Origin of the sequence: Streptomyces sp. NPDC058751 (assembly GCF_042746485.1) — a bacterium.
Classification (GTDB): domain Bacteria; phylum Actinomycetota; class Actinomycetes; order Streptomycetales; family Streptomycetaceae; genus Streptomyces.
In genome coordinates, this window is record NZ_JBHYPZ010000005.1 from 191991 (window position 1) to 204934 (window position 12944).

At 72.4% G+C, this 12944-nt stretch carries 14 protein-coding genes and 1 pseudogene; 5 read left to right on the forward strand and 10 right to left on the reverse strand.

Features of this window, described 5'->3' with window-relative positions; genetic code table 11:
- Positions 1 to 11: 11 nt before the first annotated feature.
- Positions 12 to 3044: a BTAD domain-containing putative transcriptional regulator gene (locus ACFW6B_RS07570; RefSeq protein WP_386593032.1), complete on the reverse strand. Its 3033-nt coding sequence runs from the start codon at positions 3042 to 3044 to the stop codon at positions 12 to 14.
- A 355-nt stretch (positions 3045 to 3399) separates the two neighbouring features.
- On the opposite strand from ACFW6B_RS07570, the gene ACFW6B_RS07575 reads away from it, so the two are divergent.
- From ACFW6B_RS07575 to ACFW6B_RS07595, 5 genes are all read left to right on the forward strand, one after another.
- Positions 3400 to 4251: a helix-turn-helix domain-containing protein gene (locus ACFW6B_RS07575; RefSeq protein WP_386593034.1), complete on the forward strand. Its 852-nt coding sequence runs from the start codon at positions 3400 to 3402 to the stop codon at positions 4249 to 4251.
- Between the two features lie 9 nt (positions 4252 to 4260).
- Entirely contained in the window at positions 4261 to 4464 is a 204-nt protein-coding gene (locus tag ACFW6B_RS07580; protein ID WP_386593036.1) for a DUF397 domain-containing protein, read from the forward strand.
- A 175-nt stretch (positions 4465 to 4639) separates the two neighbouring features.
- Entirely contained in the window at positions 4640 to 5020 is a 381-nt protein-coding gene (locus tag ACFW6B_RS07585) for a hypothetical protein (protein WP_386593038.1), read from the forward strand.
- 298 nt (positions 5021 to 5318) lie between these two features.
- Complete coding sequence (locus ACFW6B_RS07590) at positions 5319 to 5648, forward strand: hypothetical protein (RefSeq protein ID WP_386593172.1); 330 nt, start codon at positions 5319 to 5321, stop codon at positions 5646 to 5648.
- Between the two features lie 110 nt (positions 5649 to 5758).
- Positions 5759 to 6076 (forward strand): hypothetical protein, encoded by a 318-nt coding sequence (locus ACFW6B_RS07595; protein WP_386593040.1) that lies wholly within the window; start codon positions 5759 to 5761, stop codon positions 6074 to 6076.
- 17 nt (positions 6077 to 6093) lie between these two features.
- Here ACFW6B_RS07595 and ACFW6B_RS07600 read toward each other — a convergent pair.
- The 9 genes and pseudogenes from ACFW6B_RS07600 to ACFW6B_RS07640 form a co-directional block, all read right to left on the reverse strand.
- A pseudogene (locus ACFW6B_RS07600) lies at positions 6094 to 6534 on the reverse strand (pilus assembly protein TadG-related protein); the annotation flags it as partial.
- A gap of 164 nt (positions 6535 to 6698) precedes the next feature.
- Entirely contained in the window at positions 6699 to 7145 is a 447-nt protein-coding gene (locus ACFW6B_RS07605) for a TadE/TadG family type IV pilus assembly protein (RefSeq protein WP_386593042.1), read from the reverse strand.
- Positions 7142 to 7603, reverse strand: coding sequence for a TadE family protein (locus tag ACFW6B_RS07610; protein WP_386593044.1), 462 nt, complete (start codon positions 7601 to 7603; stop codon positions 7142 to 7144). Before ACFW6B_RS07610 ends, ACFW6B_RS07605 begins: the two co-directional genes overlap by 4 nt.
- 9 nt (positions 7604 to 7612) lie before the next feature.
- Complete coding sequence (locus ACFW6B_RS07615) at positions 7613 to 7864, reverse strand: hypothetical protein (protein WP_028805786.1); 252 nt, start codon at positions 7862 to 7864, stop codon at positions 7613 to 7615.
- A gap of 63 nt (positions 7865 to 7927) precedes the next feature.
- Positions 7928 to 8851 (reverse strand): type II secretion system F family protein, encoded by a 924-nt coding sequence (locus ACFW6B_RS07620; protein ID WP_386593046.1) that lies wholly within the window; start codon positions 8849 to 8851, stop codon positions 7928 to 7930.
- Positions 8848 to 9777, reverse strand: a complete 930-nt coding sequence (locus ACFW6B_RS07625; RefSeq protein WP_386593176.1) for a type II secretion system F family protein — start codon at positions 9775 to 9777, stop codon at positions 8848 to 8850. The genes ACFW6B_RS07620 and ACFW6B_RS07625 overlap by 4 nt, the downstream gene beginning before the upstream one ends.
- 149 nt (positions 9778 to 9926) lie before the next feature.
- Positions 9927 to 11237, reverse strand: coding sequence for a CpaF family protein (locus ACFW6B_RS07630; RefSeq protein WP_386593047.1), 1311 nt, complete (start codon positions 11235 to 11237; stop codon positions 9927 to 9929).
- Complete coding sequence (locus ACFW6B_RS07635; protein WP_386593049.1) at positions 11234 to 12094, reverse strand: hypothetical protein; 861 nt, start codon at positions 12092 to 12094, stop codon at positions 11234 to 11236. Before ACFW6B_RS07635 ends, ACFW6B_RS07630 begins: the two co-directional genes overlap by 4 nt.
- A 20-nt stretch (positions 12095 to 12114) precedes the next feature.
- On the reverse strand, positions 12115 to 12846 hold the full coding sequence (locus ACFW6B_RS07640; RefSeq protein ID WP_386593051.1) for a hypothetical protein: 732 nt from the start codon (positions 12844 to 12846) through the stop codon (positions 12115 to 12117).
- Between the last annotated feature and the right edge of the window lie 98 nt (positions 12847 to 12944).

The following is a 12944-nucleotide window of genomic DNA, read 5'->3' on the forward strand; positions in this document are numbered from 1 at the left end:
GACCCGGCTGTTCAGCCCGCCGCCGGCGTACCGCTGCGCCAGGCCGGGAGCAGTTCGTCGAGCAGCGCCTCCGTCCGGGGCGGCAGCCCCCGCGCCCCGCTGCGGGCCACGAGGTCCGCGGCGAGCCGCCTCACCCTGTCCTCGTCCCCCGTCGCGTGCGTCGCGCGCAGCAGCTCGTTCCACAGCCGCTCGTCCGCCGGCGCCGAGTTCATCGACGCGTCCAGCGCCTCGATCGCCTTCTCCGCCCGGCCCTTCTCCAGGTGGAACGCGGAGAGCGCGAGGCCGATGTCCGCGACCAGCAGCGGCAGCTGGGCGTCGACGATCTCGTGGGTGAGCCAGCCGTAGCGCCCCTCGGGACGGTCGGCGAGCAGCGGACCGCGGACGAGGACGAGCGCGTCGGTCAGCAACCGCCCGCGCACGACCCGGCTGTCGACGCCCTTGCCCTGCGTGGCCTCGTGGTAGAGGGAGCGCAGCACGTCCAGGTCGGAGACGACGGACCTGGCGAGCGTGAGCCGCCCGGTCTCGTCGGTGCCGAGGCGGGGGGTGCCGTCGGGGTCGTCGCCGAGCCAGCCGCGCAACCGCTCGACGAGCGCGTCACGCACGTCCTCGGTGACCCCGCGCGGCCACAGCGCGGAGGACAGCACCCGCGGGTGCACCCCTTCGCGGTGCAGCAGGAGCAGCGCCAGCGCCTCGTGCAGCAGCGGACTGCGTTCGCCCTCGGGCGTCTCCAGGCCGATGATCTCGTACGGGCCCACGAGCCGCGCGTACACCGCGGGCCGCCCCTGCTCGCTGATGTCGACGAGGAACGGCGGAGAGCTGGTCGGGCCGTCGGGCCCGCCCTCGGGGTCCGCGGCGGCGAAGAGTTCGACGACCGCCCCCCGCTGGGCGGCGGGCAGCATCTGCGCGTCGAGTTCGAGGCCGAGGAGCGGCGCGAGCAGCCTGCCCTCGCTCGTGACCTCCATCTCCCAGGCCGCGCCCGGAAGTTCGCCGCTCTCGGTGCCGACGAGGTAGCCGATTCCCAGCCGTCCCGCGTCGGCGGCCAGTTCGGCGAGCCTGAGGGCGTCGGCGGGTGACGGCTCGACGGCGAGGAGGACGAGGTGCGGGGCCCAGCGGGTGTGCTGGGCGGGCCCGGTGCGGCCGGTGAGCACGGAGTCGTGTCCGGCGGCGCCCAGGGCGCCGCGCCGCTGCCGTGTCTCGGCCTCCATGGTCTCGACGAGCGCCTCGATGTCGTCGAGGTGGCGCAGCCGGTTGGGCGCGAGCGGTGTCAGGTCCTCGCCGAAGCCGACGAGGGTGATCGTCATGCGGTCCGACCAGCCGTTGGTGGCCAGTTCGGCGGCGACGGAGGCGAAGACGGAGGCGCGGTCGGTCGCGCTTCCGCTCAGCGAGACGATGCCGGGCACGGCCTCCAGGTTGAGGAGCAGCCGCGAGTCGTCCATGGTGCCGAGGCTGACGAGGCCGGGGTAGGGGGCGGCGGTGCCGTCCTCCTCGTACCGCTCGGCGTCGGCCCGTGCCAGCATCCAGAACGTCTGGTCCTGGCCGAGCTGCCACGGCGCGGGCGGCTTTCCGGCGGGCTGGGCGAGCTGGAGGTGGAGGTCGCCGCTGCCGCCGAGCCAGGCCGCGTAGACGGTCGGCAGCGGACGCGACTCGGCGGCGAGGGCGGCCGCGAGTCCGCGCAGCGACAGGTCGAGGAGGCGTACGCCCTCGGGGTCGGCGCCGACGAGCAGCGCGTCCTGGGCGTCCTGGGCGGATCCGGTCGGGACCGGCGGCTCCATGCCCCGGCGGCCGCCGACCGCGCCGAGCGCCGACTGCCACAGGGCCTGGCGGCGGCGCCGGCCGAGGGCGCCGAGGAGGCCCGCCGCGAGGAGGGGCGCGCCGACGAGGGCCTCGGGCAGGCCGAAGCCGCTCTCGTCGGAGGCCGGGTGCGATCCCCGTCCGTGGCGCGAGTCGGCGGACGCCTCCTCGGAGGAGGCCCGCTCGCGGTCCTGGCCGTGGTCGCCGCCGGCCCGCTGCTGGGGCACGCGGAAGTGCGCGGTGTCCCGGTCGCCCTGGCCGCTCCTCCCGTCCTGCCGGTCGGCGCCGCCCCGCTGTCCGTCGGCCTGCCGGTGGTCGCCGGTCTTCGCGTAGTCGTGGATCTGCTGCTGGACCTGCTCGGGGACCTTGGGTCCGGCGTCGGGCATCTCGACGAGTTCGCCGCCGTGGGCGTCGCCGGGCATCTCCATGATCCAGCCGGGCCGGATGAGGCTGGCCTCGGACAGCCTGGACCCGTCGGGCTGCGTACGGTCCTTGTTGAGCTGGTAGATCTCCTTGTACCGGCGCCCGTCGCCGAGGTGGCGCTGCGCGATCTCCCAGAGCGAGTCGTGGTGGCGGCCCTCGGGGGGCTGGATCCGGTAGTACTTCGTGTCGCCGTGCCGGGCGGAGGCGGCGTCGTCCGCCTGGGACGCCGCCCGGGACGCGGCGTCGGCGGCCTGTTCGGCGACGGCCGCGGCGGTCACGGCGGCGGCCTGCTCCTGCTGCTGCCCGAACAGCACGCCCGGCGTCCGCTGAGCGGCGGCGACGGAGCCCTGCCGACCGCCTTCCGGGCTCTGGCCGAGCTGGGAGAGGCCGGGGGTGAAGCTCGCGGCGGCGGCGCCGACGAGCAGGAGCGCCGCGACGAGCTGGCGGGCGAGCAGCTGGCTGGGCCCTGCGCCCGGTACGCGGTTGGGCAGCCCGACGCCCGAGAGCGCGGCCTTCATCTCGACGAGGACGCACGCGGCGAACTGCGCCCACGCGAACCACACGACGACCGTCAGGATGTCGATGAACGTGCCGACGGTGATCTCCTGCTGGAGCCAGTCCAGCGAGGGCGCCCCGTGCGGCAGCGGCCAGCCCACGGCGACCACCAGCGCGCCGGGCACGCCGACGAGCAGCACCAGCAGGGCGACGAGCGCCCCGAACGCCTTCACGAAGTCCCCGAACGTCCGACGACGCCGGGGCAGGGGCTGCGGCGTCCGATTCCTCGGACCCGGCGAGCCGCCCGTCGGACTGGAGTTGGTGCGTCGCGCCATGGCGGGTGTCCTGATGTCGTTTGGGGTGGGTATGAGTTCGGGGGGGGTGGACCGAGCCTACTGAGAGTCTAGGGAGGGTGTCGAAGGCAGGGCGGATGCCGCGTACGGCCTCCCGTCCGTTCCGTCACCGGCCTTCCAGGACGGCCGAGTTGCGGCACCACTCGGATCCTCCCCGTTCCCACGCCCCTCCGCAGCGGCGGCGGAACGGTCTTCACGGACCCCGCACGACCGCCTCCGGGCCGCCGGGCAGCGGCTTTCGCGCCACCGATTCCGGACCTTCTCCGGGCCCTCCGGGGCGGTCGCATAATCTGCCCCGGACGAGTCATGTTCACCGGCACTCCGAGAGGGGAAACCGATGGCACTGAGGCGTGACGCGACGGCGCGTCAGGTGCGTCTGGCGGCGGAACTGCGCCGGCTCCGCCAGGCGGCCGGACTCGCGTCGCGCGAAGCGGCCGTCCTGCTCGGGGCGAGCCCGGCGCAGATCAGTCAGATCGAGGCCGGCCTCGCGGGCGTGAGCGAGAAGCGGCTGCGCAGGCTCGCGGCACAGTACGTCTGCACGGACGAGGCGTTCGTGGAGGCCCTGGTCGCCATGGCCACCGACCGGACACGCGGGTGGTGGGAGCCGTACCGCGGCCTGCTGCCCACGCCGTTCCTCGACCTCGCCGAGCTGGAGCACCACGCGGCCTTCCTGCGGGACGTCCAGTTCCTCTACGTCCCCGGCCTCCTCCAGACGGAGCAGTACGCCCGCGCGGTGTTCTCCTACCGCGTGCCCGAACTCCCGGCCGAGGAGGTCGAGTTGCGCGTACGGCACCGTATGCAGCGCAAGGCACTGCTCGAAGGCCCCACGCCCAAGCGGTACGACGGCGTCGTCCACGAGGCCGCCCTGCGCATCATGGTCGGCGACCGTGCCGCCTCACGGTCTCAGCTCGCCCACGTGCTCGAACTCTCCGAGGCCGACCACATCACCGTGCGCGTCATCCCCTTCGACCTGGAGGGGTTCGGTGGCGCCACGAGCGCCATGACCTACGCGGGAGGGCCGGTGCCCAAGCTGGACACCGTCGTGCGCGACGCTCCCCAGGGCGCCGCGTTCATCGACTCCGAAGCCCAGCTCAACGCCTATCGCACGCTGTTCCATAAGGTCGAGGAAGTGTCGCTGGACGCCGGCCGGTCCCGCGACTTCATCCACAGGTTGACGAAGGAGCTGTGAAAGGCACCCATGAGCACCCCTGACAACTGGCAGAAGTCGTCCTACTCGGGACCCGGCGACGGCGACTCCTGCGTCGAGCTCGCCGCCGGCCCCACCACCCTCCACCTCCGCGAATCCGACGCCCCCGACACCGTCCTGACCACCGGCCCCGCCCCGGTCGGCCACCTCCTCCGGGCCATCCGCTCCGGAACGGTCGGCGCGCCCCGCACGTAACGACCCCTCGACGAAGCCCTGTTCGGCGTTCCGGCCGCAACGAACGGCGCGATACGTTCACACGTACGTTCTGATGCAGAGGCTGCGGACCAGGACCTGACCAGCGGGAGAACCATGCCCGACATCAACCGTTGCCAGATCTGCGGCGAAGCCGCTCCCCATCTTCCAGAGCCGGATGTCCGATCGCTGGATGCTCGTGAAGAAGACCGGTCCGTGGTTCGGCTTCGGGCTCCCCCAGCTCCGGGCCATCGGCTCGGGCGGAATCCCGCTCTCGGCTTCCGAGGTGACCCGTTACCGGCTTCCCGCCGATCTCGGGGGCGAGGTCGGTGCGTATGGACTCTCCGGTCTCCTGGAAGCCCTCGGGGTCGCGCACCGGTACGCCGAAGCGGCTGAACTGGCCCGTGCGCAATACCGCTTCGTCGACTACTACGCGCCGAAGAAGCTCATCGACTACGTGGCCGTGACACCCCTGCCCCTGCCCGAGGAGGCCCGGACCTTCCTCACCGCCCACGCGAAGACGTACACCCCCGTCACCTTCGGCGAAGAGGACGGGTGATCGAGTACACCCACCGCGAGGATCTCCGGGCCGGAACGACGGCGACCCGGCGACCGTGCCGCGCCGGACGTCCGGCGCGGAGGACTTGGCCGTCGCGCGGGGCGACACCCGTACCCTGCGTATGGTGCCGGCCCAGACGTACGTCCCGGTCCCGGGAACCACCGACCAGGTGGTTCTCGTCTCCGGAGCCGGCCCGGTGCTGGACCCGGCCGAGGCGTTCCACGACGTCTTCGACGCGGTGACCAGCACGTTCCGGTTCGTCTGGCCGGGACTTCAGGACTCGAGGAGGGGACCCGGCATGGGTGGTGGCGGCAAGAGCGACCTCGCGCTCCCGCTGAGCGAACTGGAGGACTACGGCGGGCGGCTGCGGGACATCAAGAGCCGGCTGAACCACACCAAGAAGCTCTTCGAGTCGTACAAGGACGACCTGGGCGACCACACCGTCTACGACGCCCTGGACGACTTCGAGTCCGGCTGGGAGGACGGTCGCGAGGACATCGGCCAGGCCCTCGACGCCCTCGCGAAGATGTCCGACGCCGTGGTCCGCGAGTTCAAGAAACTCGACGACCAGCTGGCCAAGGACGTCGCGGAGGGCGTGAAGACGGAGAAGAAGGACGGGGCGGAGTAGCCCGGATGCGGCACCAGGGCCGAGACACAGGGGCGATCCGGCCCGTCGGGTTCTTCTCCGAACTCGTGCCCGGGTGGGGGTTTCCCCCGGGCGGGCTCCTGCGGGATGCCGTGAATCCGGTCGGTGAGCCCGACGAGGCGGAGATCGTCGGGTATCTCGGACGGGGTGCCGGGATCTGGGCCGAGACGAGTGCCGGGTCCGACGTCCTGGACCCGGGTGGCCCCGTCATGGCCGGCATCGGGTCGCTGTACACGGACGGGACCTGGCTGTGGCGTCAGGACCTGCCGTACTACCTCGGCAGGTACCACGTGTCCCTGCCCCCGGACTTCCTCACGCACGTCAGGAACGCCCGTCACCGGGTTCCGGACGTGCCGGAGGCGCGGCTTCTGGAGATCCTCACCCGGGACCTCGGCGTCGCCGTGGACTGAGCGGACCGGGTGGCACCTCAGCCCACCTCGTTCTCCGCCACCGCCCGCCCGTGGACGGTCACGTCACCGCCGTAGAACATCCCCGTGAAGACCGGCGAGTAGGTGAGCTGGACCTCGACCTCCACCTGCTGGGCGTCGGCGGTCACGCAGTGGGTCGCCGCGATGTCCGCGCCGGACATGCCCATCTCCCGGGCGAACGCCTTCACCCGGGCGCCGCAGTTCTCGAAGTTGATGGGCGCCGGGCCGTTCTCGTTCTCGTAGAGGGATGCGAGGTCGATGTCCTGGGCCGCGAAACGGGCCGCCTGCTCGGCGATGTCGGCGGCCCGCTCCCGCTTGGAGATGGACATGCCGCCGTCGATGACGAACGCCGACAGGGAGAGGAAGACGAGCGCGAAGATGATGACCGCCCCGGCGCCCGAGCCCCGGTCGTCGAGCCGCTCCCGGCGCGCGGCGGCCCAGCCGAGAACGGCGGGGCCCGGCCCCGGGTCCTGCCGTACGGAGGCCGGCCCCGGGTCCCGTCGTACGGGGGTCGGCCCCGGGCCCTGCCGTACGGGGGCCGGCTTCGGGCCCGTCGCCCACCGGGATGCCCACCGGGTCCGGTCCCCACCGGCGGAGATCGGTCTCATGCCGTCCTCCGGAACGGGTCGAGCGGGGAGCTGAAGGACGCCTCCAGGGTCGTGGGCACGTCGAGGCCGATCATCGCGAGGCCCCGCACCTCGCAGCTCACCTCGACGGTGAAGAGCGTGTCCGGCTCGAAGCCCGTGCTGGTCTGCGTCACGTCCACCGGCCCCGAGCAGACGTCCGCGAGGTCGGCCTCGGCCGCCTTCCTCGCCTCGGCCATGGCGGTCGCGTGGTCCTTCTGGATCGAGCCCGCCCGCGCGGCGTCCCGGGCCGCTCCGTCCAGCGCTCCACGGCCGTCGACCAGCTGCCCGAAGGCCACCAGCACCAGGATGAAGAGGATCATCACCGGCGCGAGGATGACCACCTCGATGGTGGACAGCCCCCGGTCGCGCCGGTGCCCGGACACACGGTCCAGGAACCCTGCGCGCAGGGCCTTCGCTCCCGTCACGGCCCCTCCTCCCTCACGAACCTCTCCACCGGCCCCGAGGACTGTGCGTGCACCGTCAGGTCCAGGCCCGGAAAGACCGCCGGGACCCTCGCCCTGATCTCCACCCCGACGGTGTCCGGCTCCGGCTGGAGCATCGTCACGTCCGGGGACAGCACCAGGTTCGGCCCGAGCTGGCGGATGTAGCTGTCGACGACGTCACCCGCCTCCCCGCGCCACGCGCCGGGCTGCGCGTCCGCGGTGGCACGGGCCTTGCGGGCGCCCGCCTGGGCCGCCGCCTGGGCGACGTGGTCGGCGAAGAAGTACAGCGCGAACTGCACCGTCGCGAAGATCATGAAGAAGAGCACCGGGGTGAGCAGCACGAACTCGATCGCGGTCATGCCGGAGTCACCGCGGGCGGAGGCCGCCTCCACCCTGCGGCGCACCCAGCGGCGTACCCCTCGGCCTCCGCGCACTCGCATCACCGGAGCTCAGCAGGTCTTGCCGGCGTCGGCGCCCTTGATGCAGTCGCCGACCTTGTTGGCGCCGTCGCTCAGCGCGGCGTTGATGATCGCGGCGACCACGCCGACGATGGCGACGACGACGGCGGAGATGATGACCCACTCGACCGCGGACGCGCCCCGGTCGAGTTCGCCGGAGCGGGCACGCTGCACCCGGCCCTGGAGAAAGGTGATCAGGAAGTCCACCCCCGGGATCCCGGTGCTGAAGTTCCGTCCGTTCATGGTGAGTTGTCCTCTCGAAGGATTGTGGTGGTCGGCGGGCGGCCGTGCGGGCACCGCGGACGATCAGACCTGGAACACGCGCATCGCCGCCGGGAAGATCAGGAAGACCAGGAAGCCCGCGCACAGCAGCAGTTGGGCGACGAGCATCGACTGCGACTTCTCGCCCGCGCTGCCCTCGATCTCGGAGAGCTCGCGGTGCCGCATCGTCTCGGCGCGCGAGGCGAGCGACTCCCGCACCTTCGCGCCGTCGTCCGCGACCAGTGCCAGCGAGGCCGACAGGTCCTTCAGCTCCTCGACGCCGAGCTCCTCACCGAGCGAACCGAGCGCCTGCCACTGGGAGGTGCCGGTGATCCGGGCGTCCGCGAGCGCGTTGCGGATGCGCTGGGTGGCCCAGCCGTCGGAGATCTCGGCCGCGGCCATCAGCGCCTCGGGCAGACCGCGGCCGCCGGCCAGGCTCATCGACACCAGGTCCAGGTACGCGCCGATCACGCGCCGCAGGTCGCGCCGCTTGGCCACGGCGTCCCTGCGCACCTCCAGGTCGGGGAGGAAGAAGAAGACGACCGCGAAGAGCAGCGCGAGCCAGACCGGGACGATCGGGCTGCGGCTGACACTGAGCGTCCAGACCACGGCGAAGAGGAACGGGCCGAAGAAGACACCGGCCGCGGCCAGCAGCACCTTCGTCGCGAGGAACCTCTCCCAGCTCCGGTCCAGGACCGCCAGGTCCGCGCGCAGCGAGCGCTGTTCCCAGCCCTGCTGGAGGTACAGCTCGGCGACGCGCGAGCCGACCTGGGCGCGCAGGCTGCCGAAGCGCCCGCTGTCCCGCTGCCCCTGGTGCGCGGACTCGTACGCCGCCCCGCGGGCCCGCATCGCGTCGATGCGGGCGACCTGCGCGACCGCGCTGCGCTTCGACGGCATGAGCGCGCGGACGAGGGCGTAGACGCCCAGGCCCAGGACGGCGCCGATCAGGATCGGCATGGTCAGGTTCATCGGCGTACCGCCTCATCCCCGGAAACCGGTGTACGGGGCCGCACGAACCGTACGGACGACTCGTCCCGCACCAGGAAGCGCTCCGGCGTCTCGATCGTGGACAGCTTGCGCAGCCACCAGAAGCCGAGGCCGAACAGGCCGCAGACACAGGCCAGTACGAGCTGGCCGACCGCCGTGCCGTACGGCTCGACGAACTCACGGTTGAAGATCGACAGTCCGAGGACGAAGGCGATGGACACCGCGACGACGATCTGCACGGAGCGCCGCGTCGAGGCGCGCTGGGCCATCACGCGCTGCCGCATGTCGACCTCCTCGCGCGCCGACTTGGCCAGGGCGCCCAGCACCTGGCGCAGGCCGGGTCCGCGCAGGCGCGCGTTGAGGATGAGCGCGGCCACGATGATGTCGGCGGAGGCGTCGTCGATCTCGTCGGCCAGTTGCTGCAGGGCCTCGGGCAGCGGTGTCCGGGAACGCAGCCGGTCCACCAGCGCGTCGAGGTGCGGCCGCAGTACGGGGGCGGAGGCGCGTGCCGAGGCCGGGATGGCCTGCTCCAGGCCGACCGCGCCCGCGATGGTGTCGCGCAGCGACTCGGTCCAGGACGCCAGCGCCTCCACACGGCGCATCGCGGCCCGTTCCTCGGAGGCGCCGCCGAAGAGCTTGTCCCAGAAGAAGACGAGGATTCCCGCGGCGAGACCGGCGACGGCCCAGCGGGTGAGGAGAAGGACGACGAGGCCGGCGATGGCGGCGATCGAGCCGCGCTGTCCGGCGAACCGGATCAGCTCGTTCGCGCGCGCGCTCGCCTTCTGCCTCTCGTGCTCGGGTCGGACGGGCAGTCCGCGCACGGCGACGACGAGCAGCGCGAGGCCGCCGCCGACGGTGACCCCGCACCCGAGGGCGTACAGGACGGGCAGGGAGAACAGTCCGCCCATGGAGCCGAGCGGGTCGAGCGCCGCGAGCGTCGTCGTGCCCGGGGTCCCGCCGGGCACCGCGGCCGTGGCCGGCGTCATGTCCTGGGTCATCGGCATGTCCTGGGTCATCGGCATGTCCTGGGTCATCGGCATGTCCTGGGTCATCGGCGTCACCAGTTCCCGCTGCCGGGCAGCCGGTAGCCCTGCGCGACGAGTTCGTCGAGGCAGGCGATGGGCGCGTGCGGGACGATCCGGCCGTCCGGGGCCTCGGCGAACACCTCGCTGGACAGCACCCGTCCGTCGACGCCGTTGACCTCGCGCACGGAGGTCACCATGCGCTGGAGGCGGCCGCCGGACTCGTAGTCGTTGCGGCGCTGGATGAAGACCACGAAGTTCACCGCTCCCGCGATGAGCATCTGACTGGCCTCGATGGGCAGTCGCTCGGTCGCCTGGAGCGCGTACGTGGAGATGCGGTTGAAGACCTCGCTGGAGCTGTTCGCGTGGATCGTGGAGAGCGAGCCGTCGTTGCCCTGCGACATCGCGTTGAGCATCGTGACGATCTCGTCGCCGAGGACCTCGCCGACGATGACCCGCGAGGGGTTCATGCGCAGCGAGCGGCGCACCAGTTCGGCCATGGTGATGGCGCCCTGGCCCTCGGAGTTGGGCAGCCGCTCCTCGAACGCCACGACGTTCGGGTGCAGTTCGGCGAAGGTGTCGAGGCCGAGCTCCAGGGCGCGCTCGACGGTGATGAGCCGTTCGTGCGGCGGGATCTCGTTGGCGAGCGCGCGCAGCAGGGTCGTCTTGCCGGCGTTGGTGGCGCCCGCGATCATGATGTTCTTGCGGGCCCGGACGGCGCAGGCGAGGAAGTGCGCGACCTCGGGGGTCAGGGTGCCGTTGCCCACGAGGTCGGACATGAAGACCTTGCCCAGGCGCGCGCGGCGGATCGACAGGGCGGGCCTGCGGGTCACGTCCATGACGGCGGAGAGCCGGGATCCGTCCGGCAGCCTGAGGTCGAGCTGCGGGTTCGCCGAGTCGAAGGGCCGGGACGACAGGCCCGAGTACGCGCCGAGGACCTGGATCAGCTCGACGAGTTCCTCGTCGGTCTCGGCGACGGGGTCCCCCTTCGTCTCCCGGCCGTCGGCGTAGCCGATGAAGACCTCGTCGCACCCGTTGATGTCGATGTTCTCGACTTCCGGGTCGTCGAGGAGCGGCTGGAGACGGCCCACGCCGAACAGCGCGGCGTGGACGGCGGCCGCGTACTGCTCCTCGGTCTCCGCGTCGAGCGGGGTCCGCCCGAGGTTGATCTCGGTACGGGCGTGGTCCTCGAGTATCTGGGCGATGACGGCGCGGGCGTAGTGCCGTTCGTCCTCGCCGGACATCGGGGTGACGCCGCGGACCTGGTCCTCGCGGCGCTGCTCGGAGATGCGGTCGCCGGCGTCCTGCCGGAACCGTTTGACGAGCTGGTGGTCGACGGCGGTCATCGGCCGGCTCCGGCGGCGGGCTGTCCGTGCCCGGCGTGGGGTCCTTCGGCGGGTACGGACCAGGCGGCGCCGTACTGCTGGTACAGGTCCGCGGTCACCTTGCGGGCCGAGCGGATGAGCAGCGACTTGTCGAGGCGCCCGCGCCGGCGTCCGGCCAGCTGGGCGGCGCCCACCGGGTCGTCGGCGATCGTCCCCATGACGAGGGCCCCGGTCCGGGCCGCCACGAGCATGTCGTTGACCTGGTTGACCAGCTTGGCGGAGTCACCCGGGTCGGCGACGAGGACGACGCCGATGAACGGTGTGGCGAGTCCGCCCGCGCCGCGCGGACCGCCGTGCAGCTTGGCGGACAGGGCGGCGGCCCGGTCGCGGACGCGAGCGATGGCCTCGGGCTCGGTGCGGGAGAGCAGGAGCACGAGGGCGGCGTGCGGGAAGAGTTCGGCCGCGGGGGTGTCCCCGCTGATCCGGCCGCAGTCGGCGATGACGTCGGCGGGCGCGTCCGGGGAGTCGGCGAGCTGCGCGAACGCCCGGCCCAGGGTGGGCCAGAGTCCGGCGAGACCGGCGGCCTGCTCGGCGATCCCGAGGCCGACGAGGACGTCGAGTCCGCCGCTCAGCGGCTGTACGTGGTCCCAGAGCTGGTCGGGGACGAGGCCGCGCCGGGCGGTCGCCGCGATCGACAGCATGCCGGTGTTCGGGTTCAGCGGGCCGCCGTGGGCCGCCGCGCTGCGGTACACGAGGTCGCCGCCTGCGGGGTCGGTCTCCGCGAGCAGGACCCTGCGGGGCCAGACCGCCGCGAGCGCCACCGCTGCGGTGGTGACTCCGGGGGAACCCTTGTCTGCGGCGAGGGCGATGAGCGCCATGTCCGTCTACCCACTCGCCTCTAGTTGCCGGGAACGATGACGAGGGCGACCTGGCCCGCCGAGGCGGCGATGGTGACGGCCGCCGCCTGGGCCTTGTCCACGATCAGGGTGACCGGCAGGTTGGTGCTGCTGATCGTGCTGTCGGTGTCGGCGCGGACGGAGTCGACCTTCGCCTGCTCGACGATGGGGGTGCCGTCCGTGCCCGACGAGCCCGAGTTCGGGGAGCCGGACGAACCCGAGGAGCGGCTGCCGCCGGATCCGGTGTCGCCGACCCGGTAGACGGCCACCGTGTCACCGGGCTTGATGCCCGCGGGGTACTGGCCCTCCTTGAGGGAGACGCCCACGGACGCCTTTCCCGCGGGAAGGGCGGAGCCCTCGGCGAACATCTCGCCGACGACCACGGTCCCCTTGTAGATGGGGGACTTGGCCTTGAGCTTCCTGAGCAGGGGGAGGTCCTTCCACTCGACGTAGTGGATGGAGGCGTCCTCCGCCACCAGTACGGAGACCACGTGATCGCCCACGGAATCGCCGGCCTGGATGTCGCTCGTCACCTTCACGACCTCGACACGGTCGCCGGCGCGCAGCACCAGCATGGTGGCGCCGAGCGCGCCGACGAGGATGAGGAGCACCGCGAGCGCGGCCAGCGCGGGTTTGCGCTCGCGAGGCGGGGTGGGAAGGCGCTCGCCCATCGCCGGCTGGGCCGACGCGGCGGAGCGGTTGCCGCCCGCCCCCGTACGCTCTTGGATCCTCACGCGACCGCTCCCCGTACACCCAAGAAAATGTCTGTCAATTCATGTGCCAACCAGGACACTTCGCCCCCGAGCCCTTCAACGGGACGGACCGTGCGACC

Excerpts from the sequence above, each read along its gene's own strand:
- ACFW6B_RS07570 (WP_386593032.1), bottom strand. The coding sequence starts at position 3,044 with ATGGCGCGACGCACCAACTCCAGTCCGACGGGCGGCTCGCCGGGTCCG.
- ACFW6B_RS07575 (WP_386593034.1), top strand. The coding sequence starts at position 3,400 with ATGGCACTGAGGCGTGACGCGACGGCGCGTCAGGTGCGTCTGGCGGCG.
- ACFW6B_RS07580 (WP_386593036.1), top strand. The coding sequence starts at position 4,261 with ATGAGCACCCCTGACAACTGGCAGAAGTCGTCCTACTCGGGACCCGGC.
- ACFW6B_RS07585 (WP_386593038.1), top strand. The coding sequence starts at position 4,640 with ATGTCCGATCGCTGGATGCTCGTGAAGAAGACCGGTCCGTGGTTCGGC.
- ACFW6B_RS07590 (WP_386593172.1), top strand. The coding sequence starts at position 5,319 with ATGGGTGGTGGCGGCAAGAGCGACCTCGCGCTCCCGCTGAGCGAACTG.
- ACFW6B_RS07610 (WP_386593044.1), bottom strand. The coding sequence starts at position 7,603 with ATGCGAGTGCGCGGAGGCCGAGGGGTACGCCGCTGGGTGCGCCGCAGG.
- ACFW6B_RS07615 (WP_028805786.1), bottom strand. The coding sequence starts at position 7,864 with ATGAACGGACGGAACTTCAGCACCGGGATCCCGGGGGTGGACTTCCTG.
- ACFW6B_RS07620 (WP_386593046.1), bottom strand. The coding sequence starts at position 8,851 with ATGAACCTGACCATGCCGATCCTGATCGGCGCCGTCCTGGGCCTGGGC.
- ACFW6B_RS07625 (WP_386593176.1), bottom strand. The coding sequence starts at position 9,777 with ATGGGCGGACTGTTCTCCCTGCCCGTCCTGTACGCCCTCGGGTGCGGG.
- ACFW6B_RS07630 (WP_386593047.1), bottom strand. The coding sequence starts at position 11,237 with ATGACCGCCGTCGACCACCAGCTCGTCAAACGGTTCCGGCAGGACGCC.
- ACFW6B_RS07635 (WP_386593049.1), bottom strand. The coding sequence starts at position 12,094 with ATGGCGCTCATCGCCCTCGCCGCAGACAAGGGTTCCCCCGGAGTCACC.